The organism is Yersinia sp. SCPM-O-B-9106 (C-191) (assembly GCF_026183365.1).
Classification (GTDB): domain Bacteria; phylum Pseudomonadota; class Gammaproteobacteria; order Enterobacterales; family Enterobacteriaceae; genus Yersinia; species Yersinia rochesterensis.
In genome coordinates this window covers 682,137-701,758 of the sequence record NZ_CP110791.1, presented here as the reverse complement: position 1 = coordinate 701,758, position 19,622 = coordinate 682,137, and the positions used below count along the sequence as shown (strand labels likewise).

The window sequence follows — 19,622 nt, the reverse complement described above, 5'->3', positions numbered from 1 at the left end:
CGCAGCGTCAAGGACGAAGAGGATCAGTAGCGCCGCTGCCACTCGGCATCACTCAGCACCTTAGCCGGGCGATTCATAAAGTGACGATAAAACGCATCATACGCCAAGACGTTTTTCACATAGCCGCGCGTTTCTGAGAACGGAATGCTTTCGATAAATGCCACGGCATCCACCTGTCCACTGCTATTTCCCAACCAGGTATTCACCCGCGATGGGCCGGCGTTATAGGCTGCACTGGATAAAATCCGATTGCGCCCAAATTGCTGATAAACCTCTTCCAGATAGCTGGTGCCAATCTCAATGTTAGTGACAGGGTCGAGCAACTGGCTGCTGTTCACATAACCAGGGATGTTATTCAGTTTGACTGTGTGTTCCGCAGTCCGTGGCATCACCTGCATCAGACCTGCCGCCCCGACGGGCGATTGTGCTTTCGGGTTCCAGGCACTTTCCTGACGAGCTATTGCCATTGCATAACTTGGAGTTATTCCTTTGCCTTCAGTCGCCTGACGGAATTCTTTTGGCCAAGCCAGTGGGAAACGCTCTTCCAGATGATCCCATAATTTGGCCACAATGGTCGCCTGAACACTCAAGTCGGCCCATTTTTGGTCAAATGCATAGCGCGCCAGTGCTTCCTGCTCCGGTTTGCTGCGGCTGGCGACCAAATAGCTCCACTCATTGCGGGCCAAATTGTCCATATTCCAATACATTAACTCGCGCACCCGGGCAATTTCAGGCCGCTGCGCCAGTGAAGCATCAGGTTTGGTGGCCACTTCAACATTAATCGGGTAAGGCACGCCCAGTTTTTGCGCGGCGACCATCGGATAGAAACCGCGCTCCTGCATCAGGCTACGCAGAATGGCTTCGCCCTCGGCTTTCTTACCCTGCTCCAGCAACAATGTGGCACGCCAGTAGCGCCACTCATCTTTATTTTGTGCCTCTGCCGGTAAACGGGCCATCCAGGCCGCTAATCCTTGGCGATCGCCAGTGCCCAGCGACATACGGATGCGGCGCTCCAGCAACGGGGTGGAATGGCTACGCAAAGTGACTTGATCACGCCATTTGGCTTGCTCGTAATTCGCATCATTGCCCATTAGACGCCAGGCCACTGCTTCTTCCAGTTCCAGCTTCTCGCTGTTACTCATTTTTTGCAGCCGCGCCAGCGTTGGGATCATTGCACGCGCATTTTCCACGTCCTGCCGTGCCAGCCGGGTAAAGGCAATGATAGTGGCTGAGCGGGTAAAATCTGTCGGCCCGACAGTTCGAGCAAAACTTTCGACACTGGCCGGGTCACTTTGCAATTTTGCCAGTGCCGTGCCCATGGTCTGATAATCGGCTGGCAGTTGCTTGAGTAAGTAACTCACCAAACTGGCATTACCTTCTTTCAGCGCCAGCTTCATACGCGCCAATGTTGCCAATGGGGTTTGATGCCCGGCTTGTTGCCAGACACTGAATAATTTATCGCAGCTACCCGGTAGCGTCTGGCCGTTGAGCCAAATCTCGCTGGCACCATCCCAGGCGACTTGCTGCTCGCCAGTGGCCCATTTAGCATAGTAATAATTACAGCGAGCTGCCGCCGGTTTAGGGGCTTGTGGACTGAACGCCAATAACCCGCGCCAATCCTCACGACGTGCCAGCTCGTTAACAAAACGGGATGATAGCGAACTTGCTGGCGGCAATGTGGGATTCCGAGTCAGAAAATCGGTCACTTGCGCCGCACTCAATTGGCTTAAATCTTGCGTTAACTGGCGGTATTCCAGATACGGATACAGCGGATATTCACGCAATGTGGGCATCAGTTGCGCCACGGTATCCATCTGATTGCTGTCCCAAGCCAGTTTAACTTGCTGATAGCGTTGCCGTTGGGCATCAATGGAGTCGGCAAATGCCACTCCTGAGGTCGTCACCAGACACACGCCAATCGCCAGATATCGCCACTTGTCCATACTCACTGTTTCCTCACTGGTTGTTGGCTACTGCATTTTGCTTACCGCAACTTCTGATTAGCATAGTCATGATTAGTTCCGGCAGCAGGACATACTAACTAAGAGTTTCACCTGATAGCCAGCGATTACACCTACAAATGGGCAAGGATAATTAATCTTTCTGAGTGATGATTGAAATGATGGATGATATTCAGGACATTGGGAAATATAAGTCACAGAAAAATTTTCTTAGAATTAACTTATTATTCAATATGTTATTAGATAATTATGACCGATAATTTCGATTTTATTATCTCAGATCAAGACGCTATTTTGATAAAAATCTACTATCCTTGCTTAATATAACTATGTTGATATAAACATATCATTCAGAATCATTTTTTTGTCTTTTAATAAAAATCAAATAATTTAGGAGCAGGATTTTTCACGGAAGAGCATTTGCTGCCCTGCGCCGTTACCTCGACGGTAATGAGATGAAAAACAGATAGATTTCAGATTTTTAATTTTTAAGAAGGTTCTTTCAATGCAAAACTCATCAAACCCCAAACCCGCCTCGCCGCCAGAAGGCCAGGCTTGGTATCAACTCACTGTGGAAGAATCTTTGCAGCAGCTAAAAAGCCGCGAAGAAGGGTTAAGCCAACAAGAAGCCGAAGAACGCCTTAAACAATACGGCCCCAATGCACTACCCGCAAAAAAAAGTAAGCACCCGCTACTGCAATTTCTCGCTCATTTTAATGATGTCCTGATTTACATTCTATTAGCTGCTGCGTTAGTCAAAGGCCTTATGGGCCACTCGGTCGATACCATTATCATTCTTTGTGTCGCCGTCATTAACGCATTAATTGGTTATGTTCAGGAAAACAAAGCCGAGAAGTCACTGAAAAGCATCCAAAATATGCTCTCCAGTAAAGCTGTGGTCATCCGTGATGGCAATGCAAAAACCATTGATGCACAGGATTTGGTGCCGGGGGATATCGTCACATTGAAACCGGGGGATAAAATCCCGGCTGACTTACGGTTACTCGAAGCTCACAACCTCCAGATTGAAGAAGCTATCCTGACCGGTGAATCAACCGTGGTTGAGAAGCAAATTGGGGTGATTGAAAATGAATCAGTGATTGGCGACCGCAAAAACCTGTTGTTCTCGGGCACCACTATCAGTGCCGGTACAGCAAAAGGCGTAGTCATCGCCAGTGGCGGTGATACCGAACTGGGTCATATCAACCAAATGATGTCGACGGTTGAAGCCACCCGCACCCCACTACTGCAACAAATGGACCGCCTGGGCAAAGCGATTTTCATCCTGATTCTGGTGATGATGGCATTCTTATTTGTCTTCGCCTTTATCCTACGCGACCTGCCAGTGGATGAGTTGTTGCTGGCGCTGATAAGTCTGGCTGTGGCCTCGGTTCCTGAAGGGTTACCGGCCATTATTTCGATTATTCTGTCTTTGGGTGTGCAAGCAATGGCGCGTAACCGCGCGATTATTCGCAAGCTGCCAACGGTAGAAACCTTGGGTGCCATGACCGTCGTCTGTTCCGATAAAACCGGCACCCTGACGATGAATGAAATGACCGTCAAAGCGGTGATTCTGGCTGACAATTGCTACCGGGTCACTGGTGAAAGCTATGAGCCAGTGGGTAACATTTATCCGGAAGGCAGTGACCAACAAGCCGTTCTCGCCGGGCCGTTAAAAACATTTATCACTGCGGTGAATTTATGTAATGACAGCCAGATTCAAAAGAATGACCAAGGCCATTGGATTATTGTGGGCGGCCCCACCGAAGGCGCACTGAAAGTCTTGGCGGCCAAATCAGGTATTGAACTGGGCCAGGTGACTCAGCACGGTAAAATTCCTTTCGATTCTGCCTATAAATACATGGCAACCAGCCATCAGGTTGAGTCTGAAAGCTGTATCTTCCTGACCGGCGCACCCGATGTGCTGTTTACTTTCTGCCAGCAAGAACTGACGGATAAGGGCGTAATTCCTTTCCGTCGTGATTACTGGGATGCCGAGATGACGCGCTACACCCAGCAGGGCCTGCGCATGTTGGCGGCGGCTTACCGCCCAACAGAACAGACTGTCAGCGAGTTAGAACACAGTGATATCCAGCAAGGCATGGTGTTTGTCGGCATCGCCGGCATGATGGACCCACCGCGCCCTGAAGCTATCGACGCCATTGCTACCTGCCAACAGGCGGGGATTCGCGTGAAGATGATCACCGGCGACCATCAGGAAACCGCGATGGCGATTGGTGCCATGCTGGGCATAGGCAATGGGAAAGACTCCATTACCGGTGGCCAGTTGGAGCATATGGATGATAAAGAACTGGCCGAAGCAGCCGTTCGCTATGATATTTTTGCCCGCACCAGCCCTGAGCATAAACTGCGTCTGGTCAAAGCATTACAAGAGAAAGGCGAAATCGTCGGGATGACCGGCGATGGCGTGAACGATGCACCGGCGCTGAAACAAGCCGATGTGGGCATTGCCATGGGTATCAAAGGCACCGAGGTGACAAAAGAAGCCGCCGATATGGTGCTGTCAGATGATAACTTCGCCACCATAGCCCACGCGGTTGAAGAAGGCCGCCGGGTCTACGATAACCTGAAAAAAACCATTCTGTTTGTGTTGCCGACTAACCTGGCGCAAGGGATGTTAATCATCTTTGCTATCTTGGCTGGTGCGGTGATTCCGCTAACGCCACTGCAAATCCTGTGGATAAACATGGCCACCTCCACCACACTTTCCTTCGGTTTGGCCTTTGAACCGGCAGAAAGAGGCATCATGCGCCGCAACCCACGTGACCCATCAAAACACGTGTTAGACGGCCATGCCATCTGGCGTATCGCGTTTGTCGGCACCTTGATTGCGTGCAGTGCATTCGCCCTGGAAGCCTATATGGAACCACGCGGCTACAGCACTGAATTTATCCGCACCGTGTTGATGCAAACCTTGGTAACCGCGCAGTGGATTTACATGTTTAACTGCCGTGTGATGGACAGATTCCCGCTGAACAAAGAAGTGTTTGTTAACAAGGGATTGTGGTTAGTTTCTGGTGTGCTGATTCTATTGCAGTTAGCTATTATCTATCTGCCGTTTATGAACACCGCTTTCGGTACCGAGCCATTACCGGCTTATTACTGGGGCATCACACTGTTGGTCTCTATCGCCATCTTCTTAATTGTAGAAGTCGAAAAATGGGTCATCGGGCGCTTCAAACGCGGCTCGAATCCTATCTGATATCAATCAGTTATCCCCTCAAGCCCGGCTATTCCGCCGGGCTTTTTTTATGCATCGCAAAGATAACTTAAGATAAATCTCACATTGCGGATGCCACCAACGGGAAGCGCAAAAAATGAAGGCGGCAAACGAGGAAATCCCGATGAGCTGACACTAGTCAGTGATTCGGGTGCGCGAGAGCAGCCAACACCCCTGCGACTTGAAAGATGACGGGTATAGTAAAACGGGCTACACTCCGCACCAGATATCCTAATAAAAACTGATCTAGAGAGGCTGAGGCAACGTGGCTCAATACGTCTATTCTATGCATCGTGTCGGTAAAGTAGTTCCACCGAAACGGCATATTCTGAAAAACATCTCCCTGAGTTTCTTCCCTGGGGCAAAAATTGGTGTACTGGGTCTTAACGGCTCCGGTAAATCCACCCTGTTGCGCATTATGGCTGGCATTGATACCGACATTGAGGGTGAAGCGCGCCCACAACCTGGCATCAAAATCGGTTACCTGCCACAGGAACCAAAACTGAATCTTGAACAAACAGTGCGCGAGTCGGTTGAAGAAGCCGTCGGCGAAGTGAAGCGCGCCCTGACCCGTTTAGATGAAGTTTATGCGCTCTATGCCGATCCTGATGCTGATTTCGATAAGTTAGCGAAAGAGCAAGGTGAGCTGGAAGCCATTATTCAATCCCACGACGGTCATAATCTGGATAACCAGTTAGAACGTGCGGCTGATGCTCTGCGTTTGCCACCTTGGGATGCAAAAATTGCCAATTTATCCGGTGGTGAGCGCCGCCGTGTCGCCATCTGCCGCCTGCTGCTGGAAAAACCAGACATGCTGCTGCTGGATGAACCGACCAACCACTTGGATGCTGAATCCGTGGCATGGCTGGAGCGATTCCTGCATGATTATGAAGGCACTGTGGTCGCCATCACCCATGACCGTTACTTCCTCGATAACGTCGCGGGTTGGATTCTGGAGTTGGACCGTGGTGAAGGTATTCCATGGGAAGGCAACTATTCCTCATGGCTGGAACAAAAAGACGCCCGTCTGGCGTTGGAAGCCTCTTCTGAAGCTGCTCGTCGTAAATCTATTGAGAAAGAGCTGGAATGGGTTCGTCAGAATCCTAAAGGCCGTCAGGCGAAAGGTAAAGCGCGTCTGGCTCGCTTTGAAGAACTTAACAGCGTTGAATACCAAAAACGTAATGAAACCAGCGAGTTGTTTATTCCGCCTGGCCCACGTTTAGGTGACAAAGTGCTGGAAGTTGAGCATCTGAGCAAATCTTACGGTGACCGCTTGCTGATTGATGATTTGACCTTTGCCCTGCCAAAAGGCGCGATAGTCGGGATCATCGGGCCGAACGGCGCGGGTAAATCCACCCTGTTCCGCATGTTATCGGGCCAAGAGCAACCGGACTCCGGCACAATCTCACTGGGTGATACCGTGCAATTGGCCTCGGTTGATCAGTTCCGTGACAACATGGATGGCAGTAAAACCGTGTGGGAAGAAGTTTCCGGCGGTCAGGACATCATGAAGATCGGCAACTTTGAAATTCCAAGCCGCGCCTATGTTGGCCGCTTTAACTTTAAAGGTATTGATCAGGGCAAACGGGTGGGCGAACTGTCCGGTGGTGAGCGCGGCCGTATCCATTTGGCCAAATTGCTCCAGGTGGGCGGCAACATGTTGCTGCTCGATGAACCGACCAACGATCTGGACATCGAAACCTTACGCGCGCTGGAAAACGCCTTACTGGAATTCCCAGGTTGCGCCATGGTTATTTCCCATGACCGCTGGTTCCTTGACCGAATTGCCACTCACATCATCGATTATCAAGATGAGGGTAAAGTGGAATTCTTCGAAGGTAACTTTACTGAATACGAAGAGTGGAAAAAACGCACTCTGGGTGCCGAAGCACTGGAACCACACCGTATTAAGTATAAGAAAATGACCAAATAGTTTTTGATTATTATCTAGACTAAGGGCCTGCAATTGCAGGCCTTTTTCATAGGAAAGGGGCCTATCTATCACTCAAGATATTTCCAGCCCTTGCACATAATCCTCAAATACCGGGTGCCCAATCACCACATCTATAAAGCAACTGAGTGCTGGAGAGTTCAGCTTGCGGCTCGGGTAGACCAAATACAGCTCATTTCCCTCCGCTTGCCACTGTGGCAAAACTTCAATTAACTGCCGACTGGCGACCACTTCGCGGCTTAGAAATGCGGGCAATAGCGTAATCCCCCCGCCATTCAGCGCACACTCACGGGCATATAACAAATTATCAGTCACATGCAGCGCAGGAACCTGCCAGCGATAAAACTCATCTTCATGGCGTAAAATCAGCGCCTGCCAGGCACGATGGGCAATGCAGCGGTGGGTATCGAGCTGCCGTGGATGAAGCAATGGCGGGTGTTGGGCCAGATAAGCGGAGGAAGCCAAAAGATAACGCGGCGCGTATCCTAATCGCCGACCAATCAGTGACGAATCCTGCGGTTTACCGGTGCGCAGCGCCACATCAAAGCCGTCCTCGACCAAATCAACCATAGTATCTGACACCAAAACCTCCAGCAGAACATCAGGATATTGCTGCTGAAAATCTGTCGCCAACTGTGCCAACAACGTTGCTCCCAGCCCTGCGGGGGTCGAAATACGCAGACGGCCGCTGGGGTTGTCTTTCAGCCGTTGCAGTGCCAAGTCCGCACGTTCGGCGGCTTGCAGCATCTCCTGGCAATGCACCAGATAGCGCTCACCGGCAAAAGTCAGGTTCAACTGACGGGTGGTTCTGTTGAGTAAGCGGATCCCCAAACTCTGCTCGAGCTGACTCACCCGCTGGCTGACGCTAGATTTAGGTAAACCCACCATTGCGGCGGCGCGGGTGAAACTGCCGCATTCCGCGACCTTGGCGAACAGCGCCATATCCTGTAATTGCTTAAACATAATTGAGTTGCTTAAACATAATTGTTTATCTCAGGCGAACACTGCGTTATTGATTGTCCATCTTATCACTCTGCTTATAAAGGTCTAGACTCAGTGGATAGGCTAAACAGGAGCAGGAAAATCACCATGTCAATTAAAGCTATTGCGGTAAATCCGCAACAACCCGCTGATTTTATTGAAATCACTTTAGATTCCCTCACGCCCGGCGCATTTGATTTGCTGGTTGAGGTCAAAGCCGCCTCCATCAATCCGGTGGATACCAAGGTTCATGGCGGTCTGAAGAAAAATGGTCTGCCACAGCCGCGCATTCTGGGTTGGGATGCCGCCGGTGTGGTGGTCAGTGTGGGTGAGAAAGTCACCGGTTTCCGTGTCGGTGACCAAGTTTGGTATGCCGGTGATATCACCCGCCCCGGCAGCAACGCCACTCAGCAGTTGGTCGACGCCCGCATTGCCGCCCATAAGCCGCGCTCATTGAATTGGGCACAGGCCGCCGCCCTGCCGCTAACCGCCATCACCGCGTGGGAAGCGCTGTTCGAACACCTGAAAATTCAACAGGCTAGCGCGGATCAAAGTCTGCTAATTATTGGTGGAGCCGGTGGCGTTGGCTCCCTGGCAATCCCTCTGGCGGCCTTGCGCAGCCCGGTCAAAGTGATTGCGACTGCATCACGCCCAGAGTCAGCCGCCTGGTGTCTTGAACGCGGTGCCGACCTGACAGTGGATTACCGCGACCTGAAAGCGCAGTTAGCAAAAGAGGGCATCGATAAAGTTGATTATATTCTTTGCCTGAATGATACCGACGGGCACTGGCCCGCTATCAGTGAATTGATCGCGCCGCTGGGGCAAATTTGTACCATTGTGGAAAACGAAAAACCGCTGGATCAGAATCAATTGAAGCTGAAAAGCGCCGCCCTGCATTGGGAATTTATGTTCACCCGTAGCATGTTCTCGACGCCGGATATTGCCCAGCAAGGGGAAATTTTAAAGCAAGTCAGTCAGTTAGTGGATGAGGGTAAACTGCAAGGTACTCTGAGTGAAACACTGCATGGCCTGACGGTTGAGAATTTGAAAGCTGCCCACGCGCAAGTCGCAGGCGGGCATATGCAGGGTAAAATCGTGATTGCCTATTAATGATCCTACCCTTCCCGCGCTTCAGTCAATACTGAGGGGCGGGCAAGTCTTTGCAAATCGGCGGCCAATAACTGTTGCACCAGTTCAACACAGCGCAGGAAGCGCGTATCGTAGTCCGCCGATTCAACATGGACATATTCGATGTTATTGCTGCGTAGCATCTGCTCGAGTAAGGTCTGGAAAGATTTGCGGTCGCGGTCACTACCCAAGCTCCGCAAACCATCAGCCACCCACGGCGTATTGTTTTCCAGCAAAATCACCAGATCAAAGCGATATTCATCAATCAGCGCCTGGACAAATGGGTGCTCCCGCCCTTCATATTTCTTACAAAATGCCTGCGTGGTGACAAAATCGGTGTCAATGAATGCTACTTTATTGGCATATTTTACCGCAAAATCAACATATTGCGCCTGCCCCAGTGCAATTTTGTCATAGTCGGAATATTGCAGCGCCATCTCATCGCCGCCCAAATGAGAGAAAACATAGTCACGGCCATATTCCCACGCACTGGTGGTGTTGAAAATGTTTGCTAACTTATTGACTAAGGTGGATTTTCCACTGGATTCGCCCCCCAATATCGCCACGGTGCGCACGAAAAAGGGCTTCACTTCGGTCGGAATATAATCCCAATAGCGGAAAGGATCACGGCGGATCTGGCGGCCACTGATATTCATAAAGGAGCGCTGCGGATCAATCAGAATAGTTTCAATGCCAAACTGCTCATTATAGTGCGGCGCATCTTGGCTTTCGCTGGAGTAAATGAAGTTCGGTACTATGCCTTTCTCATTCATAAACTTTTTGACGCCGTGGCTCCAGACATCCCAACCATGGGGATAAGGCTCAATACCATGCTCGTCAAATGAATGAATATGGATATTTTTCTGATACTTAAAAGTTTGTAATAACCAGCGCAAGCGGTCGCTGACTGTCGGCTGCTGCGACATAGAACTGTTCTCGAACAACTCGCGATCACGGGGTTCATCAAAGCAAAGAATAATATGCAGCTCATCAACCTGGCTACAAGCGCGCTGAATAAGATAGATATGGCCAGTATGCAGTGGGTAAAATTTACCAAACACTACGCCGACTTTTTTCTCGCGGCGCGGAAATTCCAGCTCAAGGTAGCGGTGTAGGGCTTCTAGCTTTTGTGCACTGGGGCTTTTGATTTTGTCATTGAGTAGCTGGCTTAAATAACCTTTGGTCATGCCGCTGGCATCAGCCACCTGCTGTAAAGTACAGCCTTTTTGCTTAATTGCTGTTTTGAGATAGTCGAATTGCAGCATACCGCCTCCTTGTTTAGCGCACTAAACAAAAATAACACAGTATGCGGCAAAATGAACACGACTATAATCAAAGTAATTCGAGTTTCTGGACACATGCAGCTTACTGTTTCTTATGAGTGTTTCTGGTTTATATAAAAGACATAGGTTTTTAATACATTTCATATTGATTCATCCCCCTTGCATTTAATCATTAAATATTGCTACGGCCTTTATATATTAACAATACAAGGTCTAACCAATAAAAATGATTATGCGAAACTGGAGAGTGATGTGCAATTATTTCTTTCGCCATTCTAGAACGGTGATATGCGATAAGTATTTTATTATATATGTCAAAGAGGAAATATATTAATTATATATCCGATAAATAAGTTATTTTTATACCCTAAATAATGCGAGTTGCGGTAAGGCGGCAATTGAGAGACAAATCGGTCGGGAACCGATTTGAACAGCATTTATGCTAGCCCGCAGGGTGAGCCTCAAGGATGAGGCTCATTAATACCGATGAGCTTACTCAGGTAAGTGATTCGGGTGAGCGAGAGCAGCTAACGCACATGCAGCTTGAAGTATGACGGGTATATATCCATGTAGTTTAAATCAATTATATCAGCCATGTATGGCGATAATAATTTAAAAGGAGTTTCATATGTCAACAGTACAAGCATGGGCCGCACCATTATTTTGAGGGCCGTGGGTAAATTTAGATAGCCATTCTAGTAGCAGCACTGTTTACACCGTGAGTTTTGACACGGAGTCAGATACGCCCTCATCTTTTGATGTGGAAATAGAATACACGACAGAATCGCATCTTGAGCAGGTTTTTACTATGGGGCCTGGTAATTATCAGATTAAAGCGAGTGGTATCGGGACAGACAGAATACGATTTAAAAGTCATTCTGTCGGTCAGGTCATTAGAGTTAACTATTAAGTAAAATAAAATCCCGTGGCTTATTTATGTTTATAAATAATGAAATTCATTTATATAAACACCACGGGATTTTTTATTGAGCATATCCCTTGACTATCTCTAATGCTATCTCCCTTTTAGTAACTCCCTGAGAAAGGATCCCACTGTCAAAGGGCATTGCAGTCATTATTCTAGCAGCAGGCGCTATGTCGTATCCATTAAATGAAGTATGTACTTGTTCACCAATATTCAAACTGAAAAAATCAGCGAATTGTTGCACACACTCTTTTTTGTTATCCAGTTCTATAATTACATTATCATTTAAATAAAATATAGGCCTGTTTTCGCGCAGGTATACGCGTTCAACACATTCTTTATCCAGAGAAAAATATTCATCATTGATTTTGTATACTAATAATTGCTGTTCTTTTTTTGTTGCACACGAAGATAACAAAGATAAACAAAGAATAGCAAAAGTGATTTTGTACCGCTTACCCAAATTTTCATCCATAAAAATAAACCTCATTGATGTATATAATTAATGAGCGCTATAAATCTTCCAACACCGCCAGCGCATCGGCCAGTTTTTTCACCCCGAAAACCTGCATATTAGGCAGCGGTTTCTTCGGCATATTGGCATAAGGCACGATAGCGCGTTTAAAACCGTGCTTGGCGGCCTCGGAAATACGCTCTTGACCACTGGGCACCGGGCGAATTTCGCCAGCCAGCCCGACCTCGCCAAAGACCACTAAATCCTGTGGCAGTGGGCGGTCACGCAAACTGGAAACCAGCGACATCAGCAAGGCCAGATCGGCACTGGTTTCTGTCACTTTCACACCGCCGACCACATTGACGAATACATCTTGATCCGACATCTGCAAACCGCCATGACGGTGTAACACGGCCAGTAAAATTGCCAGCCGATTCTGCTCCAGCCCGACCGCCACCCGGCGCGGGTTCGACATCATCGAGTGATCCACCAGCGCCTGAATCTCGACCAATAATGGGCGCGTCCCTTCCCACACCACCATCACTGAGCTGCCCGCCGTCACTTCATCCCCTCGGCTCAGGAAGATCGCCGACGGGTTACTGACCTCGCGCAGACCTTGCTCGGTCATGGCGAATACGCCCAATTCATTGACCGCGCCAAAGCGATTTTTGTGGCTACGCAAGGTGCGAAAACGTGAGTCGCCGTCGCCATCGAGCATCACCGAGCAGTCAATGCAGTGCTCCAAGACTTTCGGCCCCGCCAGCGAACCGTCTTTGGTCACGTGGCCTACCATCACGATGGCAACCCCGCGAGTTTTGGCAAAACGGGTAAGATAAGCTGCGGTTTCACGCACTTGCGCCACACTGCCCGGTGATGATTGGATATCCGCCATATGCATCACCTGAATGGAGTCGATCACCATCAGCCGCGGTTGTTCTTGTTCGGCAATCAGGCAAATCTGCTCAATGCTGGTTTCAGACAGCATATTCAGCCCGGCAGTGGGTAATCCTAGACGGTGCGCGCGCATCGCCACCTGTTGCAATGACTCTTCGCCAGTGACATACAGGGTTTTCATGGTTTCGGACAGTTTACACAGTGTTTGCAGCAGCAGAGTACTTTTCCCCGCACCGGGGTTGCCGCCAATCAGAATGGCGCTGCCGGGCACCACGCCGCCGCCCAGCACCCGATCAAACTCAAGAAAACCGGTTGAGAAGCGCGGTAATTCGTCCAGACTGATGTCGGATAATTTCTGAACCCGACTGACTCCGGCATCACCGGCATAGCCGCCAAAACGTTCATTGCGGGTCGAGGATGTCGCCGCCGCCAGCCGAATTTCGGTAATGGTATTCCAGGCATTACAGGCGCTGCATTGCCCCTGCCAGCGCGGGTAATCAGCGCCACATTCATTACAGACGAATGCCCGTTTTGGTGCTTTAGCCACGTTTCACCTCAATCAAATAATCAACATCTGCAGTTATTTTTCGTCACGCTTTAGACTGCCGGTCAGGATACACAGCACACTCAGCAAATCGCCGTGGCGGATAGCTACTTTTGCTTTGGCATAAACCTTTGGTTTAGCATGAAAAGCCAGACCCAGACCGGCGGCTTTCATCATTTTCAGGTCGTTGGCACCATCACCGATTGCCACGGTTTGCGCCACCGGGATATTCAATCTTTCGGCCAGCTTGAGCAGGATGTCGGCTTTGTATTGCGCGTCGACAATCGGCCCCAGCACTTTGCCCGTCAGTTTGCCGTCTTTGATTTCAAGCTCATTGGCGGCCACTTCGACCAGCCGCAGTTTATCGCGCAGATATTCGGCATAATAGGTAAAACCGCCGGAAGCAATTGCCACATGCCAATCTAACGCCTGAAGCTTGCACACTAAGCTGGTCAGCCCCGGCATCAATGGCAGTTCGTCACGCACCTGTTTGAGAATATTGGCATCCGCCCCTTTCAGGGCCTCGACGCGCTGGCGCAAACTGGCGGAGAAGTCCAACTCGCCTTGCATCGCGCGCTCCGTGACCGCTGCCACTTCTTCACCAACACCGGCCAACTTGGCAATCTCATCAATACATTCAATTTGGATGGCGGTGGAATCCATGTCCATCACTAACAGGCCCGGTGTGCGCAAATGCGGAATCGCGCCCAAGGGAGCCACATCCAGCCCGCTTTCATCGGCCAGCGTTTTAATGCGCGGAGTCAAACTACCCGCCAAACGGATAACTTGATAATCTTCCACACACCAGGCAGAGACAATCACCATTGCCGCGCCCAGTTGACGTTGGAAATCAGTAATGCGCTTTTTATCCAGTTTTCTGCCGTACAACAGCCAACCTGTATGACCAGCACGATAATCCAGCGGCATAACTTCATCGCCACTGAGTGAAAGTGGCAGACCCGGCCATTGATAGATCTCGGCGGGAAGATCGCAATAGGTCAGACTATTAGACATGAATGGCTCCTGTAAAAAACGGGGTAAAGGCAAGACAAAAGGACGCATCAAGCTATCCTATCGCCCTTGCTTCTGGCAACATAAAGTCATCAAATACGGCAAGGAACCTGCATGGCTAAGGCTAAATTAAAATTCCGATTGCACCGCACCGCCATTGTGTTGATTTGCCTGGCATTATTGGTTTTGCTTATGCAAGGTGCATCCTATTTCAGCCTCAGCCATCAACTCGCCCGCTCGGAGCAGGTTGAAGAGCTGGCAAAAACGTTGGCAAAACAAGTCACTTTCAGCCTGTCGCCGCTGATGGATACCAGTGATGATGATATTGATAGCCAGAAAGTCGATGAAATTCTGCAACAATTGACTCAGTCAAGCCGCATATTGGATGCCAGTGTATATCAGATTGACGGTACTTTGGTTGCCAGCGCGGGAGAGAATGTCAAAGTTCGTGACAGACTGGCTTTGGATGGTAAGCGCCCTGGCAGTTATTTCAATCACCAGATTGTGGAATTAATTCCTGGGAAGAGTGGGCCAACCGGGTTTCTGCGCATGACGCTCGACACCCACGTGCTCGCCACAGAATCCAAGCAAGTGGATAATACCACCAATTTACTGCGGCTGATGATACTGGTGGCGTTGGCTGTCGGCATTATTCTGGCTCGCACCTTGCTGCAAGGTCGCCGTAGCCGCTGGCAGCAATCGCCCTATCTACTGACCGCCAATACGCCAGTGAAAGAAGATGAAAGTGAGGATGAAACGGCGGAGTCAGACAAGAAACCGGATGATAAGAAACCGGATGATAAATAGATTCAGCGGCAGAGAGTTCTGCCGCTGAAGAGAAAAACTCAGTAATAAATTACTCTTTGTCGCCCAGCAAAACAGATTCCAATGCAATCTCAATCATGTCATTGAACGTGGTCTGGCGCTCAGCGGCGGTGGTTTGCTCACCGGTGCGGATATGGTCAGACACGGTGCAGATAGTCAGGGCTTTCGCGCCGAATTCAGCAGCAACACCATAGATACCAGCCGCTTCCATCTCCACACCCAGAATGCCGTATTTCTCCATCACATCAAACATTTGTGGGTCTGGTGTATAGAACAGATCCGCAGAGAAGATGTTGCCCACACGGACATTCAGACCTTTCGCTTTTGCCGCATCAACAGCATTGCGAGTCATGTCGAAATCAGCAATCGCCGCATAATCGTGGTCTTTAAAGCGCAGGCGGTTTACTTTGGAATCAGTACAAGCGCCCATGCCAATAACCACATCGCGCAGTTTAACGTCAGCACGAACCGCACCACAGGACCCCACACGGATGATTTTCTTCACGCCAAAATCAGTGATCAATTCTTTTGTGTAAATGGAGCAAGATGGGATACCCATGCCGTGACCCATGACTGAAATTTTGCGCCCTTTATAGGTGCCAGTGAAACCCAACATGCCACGCACATTGTTCACTTCGCGTACATCTTGCAGGAAAGTTTCGGCGATAAATTTCGCACGCAGCGGGTCCCCTGGCATCAGTACAACGTCAGCAAAATCACCCATTTCAGCATTAATATGTGGCGTTGCCATAATTATTTTCCTTAAAAATCATATAATTAAAATTTATATTACCGAACTATCCATCGGCAATCAAAGCATATTCTTCCCGTAATCCATTGGGGAAAGATCGAAATACTTGGCAACCGTCTGCCCAATATCAGCAAATGTCTCACGATGCCCCAATGAGCCAGGTTTCACTTTCGGGCCGTAAACCAAGACCGGAATATGCTCACGAGTATGGTCGGTGCCCGGCCAAGTTGGGTCACAACCATGGTCAGCAGTCAGGATCAAAATGTCATCTTCTTTTACCAGCGCCATCAACTCTGGCAGACGGCGGTCAAACAATTCCAGCGCGGCGGCATAACCCGCAACATCGCGACGGTGACCATAAGAAGAGTCAAAATCAACAAAGTTAGTGAAAACTATGGTGTTGTCACCGGCTTTTTTCATCTCTTCGATGGTGGCATCAAACAGAGCATCCAGACCAGTAGCTTTCACTTTCTGCGTGATCCCGACGTGGGCGTAGATATCGGCAATTTTACCGATAGAAACCACTTCGCCGCTCTTTTCTTCTACCAGTTTTTTCAACACCGTTGGCGCTGGCGGTTCAACAGCCAGATCATGGCGGTTACCGGTACGCTGGAAGTTACCGGGCTTATCGCCGATGAATGGGCGCGCAATCACACGGCCAATATTGTAGCCGCCTTCAGTCAGCTCTTCGCGGGCGATTTCGCACAGTTCATACAGGCGATCGAGGCCAAAAGTCTCTTCATGACAAGCAATCTGGAATACTGAGTCCGCAGAAGTATAGAAAATCGGTTTCCCGGTTTTCATATGCTCTTCGCCCAGTTGATCAAGAATCACGGTGCCAGAAGAGTGACAGTTACCCAAATAGCCCGGCAAATTGGCGCGTTTGACCAGTTTTTCCAGTAATTCTGGTGGGAAGCTATTCTCCACATCACTGAAATAACCCCAATCGAACAAGACGGGGACACCGGCAATTTCCCAGTGGCCCGATGGAGTATCTTTGCCAGAAGATAATTCGCTGGCATACCCATAAGCGCCAATGATGTCTGCATTTTTATCCAGCCCTACCGGGAATTTACCGGTAGATTCTTCGGCGGCTTTACCTAACCCTAAGCGGCTCAAGTTCGGCAGCTTCAATGGGCCGCTACGGCCGACATCAGCTTCGCCACGGGCGCAGGCCTCGGCGATGTGGCCCAGTGTATCGGCTCCTTCGTCGCCAAATTTCTTAGCATCAGCACTCGCGCCAATACCAAATGAGTCTAATACCATAATAAATGTACGTTTCATCATTTTCTCCTGCATAGGTTCACACGCTGTGCGGCACCTTTAAATAGGGTGTTTATTCAGTGATACGGCGATAAATTACCGGGGTTTCTTCTGGCTTTTTGTCGCCCAGAGTGATTGCTGCCCGCACCGCATCAGCCGCCTGCTGCCAGTCATCTTCATTATTGGCGTGAATCACGGCTAATGGCTGCTGGCCATCAACAGTAGCGCCCAAACGGGCCATATCGGTAAGGCCCACACTGTAATCAATCGGGTCAGTTGCCCGGCGGCGACCACCGCCGAGAGAAACCACGGCCATACCTAATGCTCGGGTATCCATGGCAGTGATGATTCCTGACTGTTCGGTAAATACCGGTTTGCTTAACATCGCGGCGGGTAAATAACTGTCATAACGCTCGACAAAGTCGCTCGGGCCTTTTTGCGCCGCGACCATGCGGCCAAAGATTTCCGCCGCTTTGCCGTTATCCAATACAGTTTGCAACTTAGCACGGGCATCGGCATCATCTTGCGCCAAACCACCGGACAACAGCATCTCGACACACAGCGCCATGGTCACTTCCAGCAGACGCGGATTGCGATATTCACCCGTCAGGAAGCGCACCGCTTCACGCACTTCAACCGCATTACCGGCGCTGGAAGCCAAAACCTGATTCATGTCGGTCAGCAGCGCGGTAGTTTTACAACCCGCCCCATTCGCGACACCGACAATGGCCTTGGCTAAATCCTCAGATAGCTGATAAGTCGGCATAAATGCACCCGACCCCACTTTGACATCCATTACCAGCGCATCCAGCCCTTCAGCCAGCTTTTTAGCCAGAATAGAGGCGGTAATCAGCGGAATGGAATCCACCGTGGCGGTGATATCGCGCGTTGCATAAAAACGTTTATCTGCCGGTGCCAGTGAACTGGTTTGGCCAATGATGGCGACGCCGACATCCTGAATAATTTTGCGGAATGCACTGTCATCGGGGAAAATATCAAAACCGGGGATAGCTTCCAGTTTGTCCAAAGTCCCGCCGGTGTGGCCCAAACCACGGCCCGAAATCATTGGTACATAGCCGCCGCAAGCCGCCACCATTGGGCCGAGCATCAAGGAAGTCACATCACCCACGCCGCCGGTGGAGTGCTTGTCCACAATCGGGCCGTTAAGATTTAAACTTTTCCAGTTCAGAACTGTGCCCGAATCGCGCATTGCCATGGTGAGCGCCACACGTTCGGGCATGCTCATATCATGGAAATAAATAGTCATCGCCAGAGCAGCAATTTGCCCTTCGGAAACCACGTTATCGCGAATGCCATTGATAAAGAAACGAATTTCTTCTTCGCTCAGTGCCTGGCCGTCGCGTTTTTTACGGATAATTTCTTGTGCGAGAAACAAGGTATCCCCCTGCTTATGAAATAAAAGCGGCACAGCGGACAACATAGCCCGCAGTGCATCTGCTCAGTTCAATGACTGAGATAATGATTAGTAGCCGGTGGTTTTGCTGTTGCTCTGATGACCTAACGTCGTCAATAAGCTACCTAACAGACTGGATGCGCCAAAACGGAAATGGCGCGCATCAGCCCAACCTTCACCCATTAATTGATCAGCCAGCTGTAGGAATTCCGCCGCGTCTTGCGCAGTACGCACGCCACCCGCCGGTTTAAAGCCCACGGTTTTCGCCACGCCCAAGTCACGAATGGTGCGCATCATGATACTGGCACTTTCCAGCGTGGCATTTACCGGCACTTTACCCGTGGAGGTTTTAATGAAATCTGCCCCGGCTTTGATAGCAATCTCGGAAGCCTGGCGAATCAAATGTTCTTGCTTTAACTCACCGGTTTCAATGATAACTTTCAGCAGCACATTGGCCGCTGCACAAGCTTCTTTGCACTGTTTCACCAGTTCAAAGCCGACTTTATCATTACCCGCCATTAAGGCGCGGTAAGGGAAAACCACATCCACTTCATCAGCACCGTAGGCGATCGCCGCCTGGGTTTCCGCCAGAGCGATGGCAATATCATCATTGCCGTGAGGGAAATTGGTGACCGTGGCAATGCGGATTTCAGGTGTTCCCTGTTCACGTAATGTTTTACGCGCAATAGGAATAAAGCGAGGATAAATACAAATTGCCGCGGTATTACCGGCAGGACTTTTAGCCTGATGACACAGAGCAATAACCTTATCGTCGGTATCGTCATCATTCAGGGTGGTTAAATCCATCAAACTCAGTGCGCGTTTGGCATAGCCGTTGAGATTCGCACAGGCGGTTAAATCGGTCATAAAACTCTCCAACACTATTTCAGCCCCGGCACCTTGCCAAAGCTGAGCATTTATTTATGAGCCGTATATACCCGTCATACTTCAAGCTGCATGTGCGTTGGCTGCCGTCGTTCACCCCAGTCACTTACT

At 49.8% G+C, this 19,622-nt stretch carries 15 protein-coding genes; 5 read left to right on the top strand and 10 right to left on the bottom strand.

Going from position 1 to position 19,622, the window contains the following annotated elements; translation table 11 throughout:
• Positions 1-23: 23 nt before the first annotated feature.
• Positions 24-1,943, bottom strand: a complete 1,920-nt coding sequence (gene sltY, locus OP863_RS03140) for a murein transglycosylase (RefSeq protein WP_265525887.1) — start codon at positions 1,941-1,943, stop codon at positions 24-26.
• A 523-nt stretch (positions 1,944-2,466) separates the two neighbouring features.
• Between sltY and OP863_RS03135 the strand changes: the two genes are divergently transcribed.
• Entirely contained in the window at positions 2,467-5,184 is a 2,718-nt protein-coding gene (locus OP863_RS03135) for a cation-transporting P-type ATPase (RefSeq protein ID WP_265525886.1), read from the top strand.
• A gap of 283 nt (positions 5,185-5,467) precedes the next feature.
• The gene (gene ettA, locus OP863_RS03130; RefSeq protein WP_145588704.1) at positions 5,468-7,135 is read left to right on the top strand and encodes an energy-dependent translational throttle protein EttA; all 1,668 of its coding nucleotides are present in this window, start codon (positions 5,468-5,470) and stop codon (positions 7,133-7,135) included.
• Between the two features lie 72 nt (positions 7,136-7,207).
• Here ettA and OP863_RS03125 read toward each other — a convergent pair whose 3' ends face one another.
• Positions 7,208-8,116 (bottom strand): LysR family transcriptional regulator, encoded by a 909-nt coding sequence (locus tag OP863_RS03125; protein WP_145588702.1) that lies wholly within the window; start codon positions 8,114-8,116, stop codon positions 7,208-7,210.
• 126 nt (positions 8,117-8,242) lie between these two features.
• On the opposite strand from OP863_RS03125, the gene OP863_RS03120 reads away from it, so the two are divergent.
• Positions 8,243-9,244 carry a zinc-binding alcohol dehydrogenase family protein gene (locus OP863_RS03120; protein WP_038636484.1) on the top strand — a complete coding sequence of 334 codons (1,002 nt, stop codon included), beginning with the start codon at positions 8,243-8,245 and terminating at the stop codon, positions 9,242-9,244.
• Positions 9,245-9,249: 5 nt separating this feature from the next.
• Here OP863_RS03120 and nadR read toward each other — a convergent pair whose 3' ends face one another.
• The gene (gene nadR / locus OP863_RS03115) at positions 9,250-10,527 is read right to left on the bottom strand and encodes a multifunctional transcriptional regulator/nicotinamide-nucleotide adenylyltransferase/ribosylnicotinamide kinase NadR (RefSeq protein WP_038636487.1); all 1,278 of its coding nucleotides are present in this window, start codon (positions 10,525-10,527) and stop codon (positions 9,250-9,252) included.
• Between the two features lie 736 nt (positions 10,528-11,263).
• Between nadR and OP863_RS03110 the strand changes: the two genes are divergently transcribed.
• A complete protein-coding gene (locus tag OP863_RS03110) occupies positions 11,264-11,455 on the top strand; it encodes a colicin Z C-terminal domain-related protein (RefSeq protein WP_265525885.1) in 192 nt (63 codons plus the stop codon).
• A gap of 73 nt (positions 11,456-11,528) precedes the next feature.
• Here the strand turns inward: OP863_RS03110 and OP863_RS03105 are convergent, their stop codons facing one another.
• The 3 genes from OP863_RS03105 to serB are packed head-to-tail and all read right to left on the bottom strand — an operon-like array spanning position 11,529 to position 14,376.
• Positions 11,529-11,945, bottom strand: coding sequence for a hypothetical protein (locus OP863_RS03105; RefSeq protein WP_145588700.1), 417 nt, complete (start codon positions 11,943-11,945; stop codon positions 11,529-11,531).
• A 37-nt stretch (positions 11,946-11,982) separates the two neighbouring features.
• Entirely contained in the window at positions 11,983-13,365 is a 1,383-nt protein-coding gene (gene radA / locus OP863_RS03100) for a DNA repair protein RadA (protein ID WP_038636492.1), read from the bottom strand.
• A gap of 33 nt (positions 13,366-13,398) precedes the next feature.
• Complete coding sequence (gene serB / locus OP863_RS03095; protein WP_265525884.1) at positions 13,399-14,376, bottom strand: phosphoserine phosphatase; 978 nt, start codon at positions 14,374-14,376, stop codon at positions 13,399-13,401.
• A gap of 111 nt (positions 14,377-14,487) precedes the next feature.
• Between serB and OP863_RS03090 the strand changes: the two genes are divergently transcribed.
• A complete protein-coding gene (locus OP863_RS03090) occupies positions 14,488-15,180 on the top strand; it encodes a YtjB family periplasmic protein (RefSeq protein ID WP_145588698.1) in 693 nt (230 codons plus the stop codon).
• 49 nt (positions 15,181-15,229) lie between these two features.
• Here OP863_RS03090 and deoD read toward each other — a convergent pair whose 3' ends face one another.
• The 4 genes from deoD to deoC all read right to left on the bottom strand — a co-directional run bounded on the left by deoD (position 15,230) and on the right by deoC (position 19,493).
• The gene (gene deoD / locus OP863_RS03085; protein ID WP_038636501.1) at positions 15,230-15,949 is read right to left on the bottom strand and encodes a purine-nucleoside phosphorylase; all 720 of its coding nucleotides are present in this window, start codon (positions 15,947-15,949) and stop codon (positions 15,230-15,232) included.
• Between the two features lie 60 nt (positions 15,950-16,009).
• Positions 16,010-17,233, bottom strand: coding sequence for a phosphopentomutase (deoB, locus tag OP863_RS03080; RefSeq protein WP_038636504.1), 1,224 nt, complete (start codon positions 17,231-17,233; stop codon positions 16,010-16,012).
• 52 nt (positions 17,234-17,285) lie between these two features.
• Positions 17,286-18,608, bottom strand: coding sequence for a thymidine phosphorylase (gene deoA, locus OP863_RS03075; RefSeq protein ID WP_145591833.1), 1,323 nt, complete (start codon positions 18,606-18,608; stop codon positions 17,286-17,288).
• Between the two features lie 87 nt (positions 18,609-18,695).
• Positions 18,696-19,493: a deoxyribose-phosphate aldolase gene (gene deoC / locus OP863_RS03070; RefSeq protein ID WP_050113630.1), complete on the bottom strand. Its 798-nt coding sequence runs from the start codon at positions 19,491-19,493 to the stop codon at positions 18,696-18,698.
• Positions 19,494-19,622: the final 129 nt, after the last annotated feature.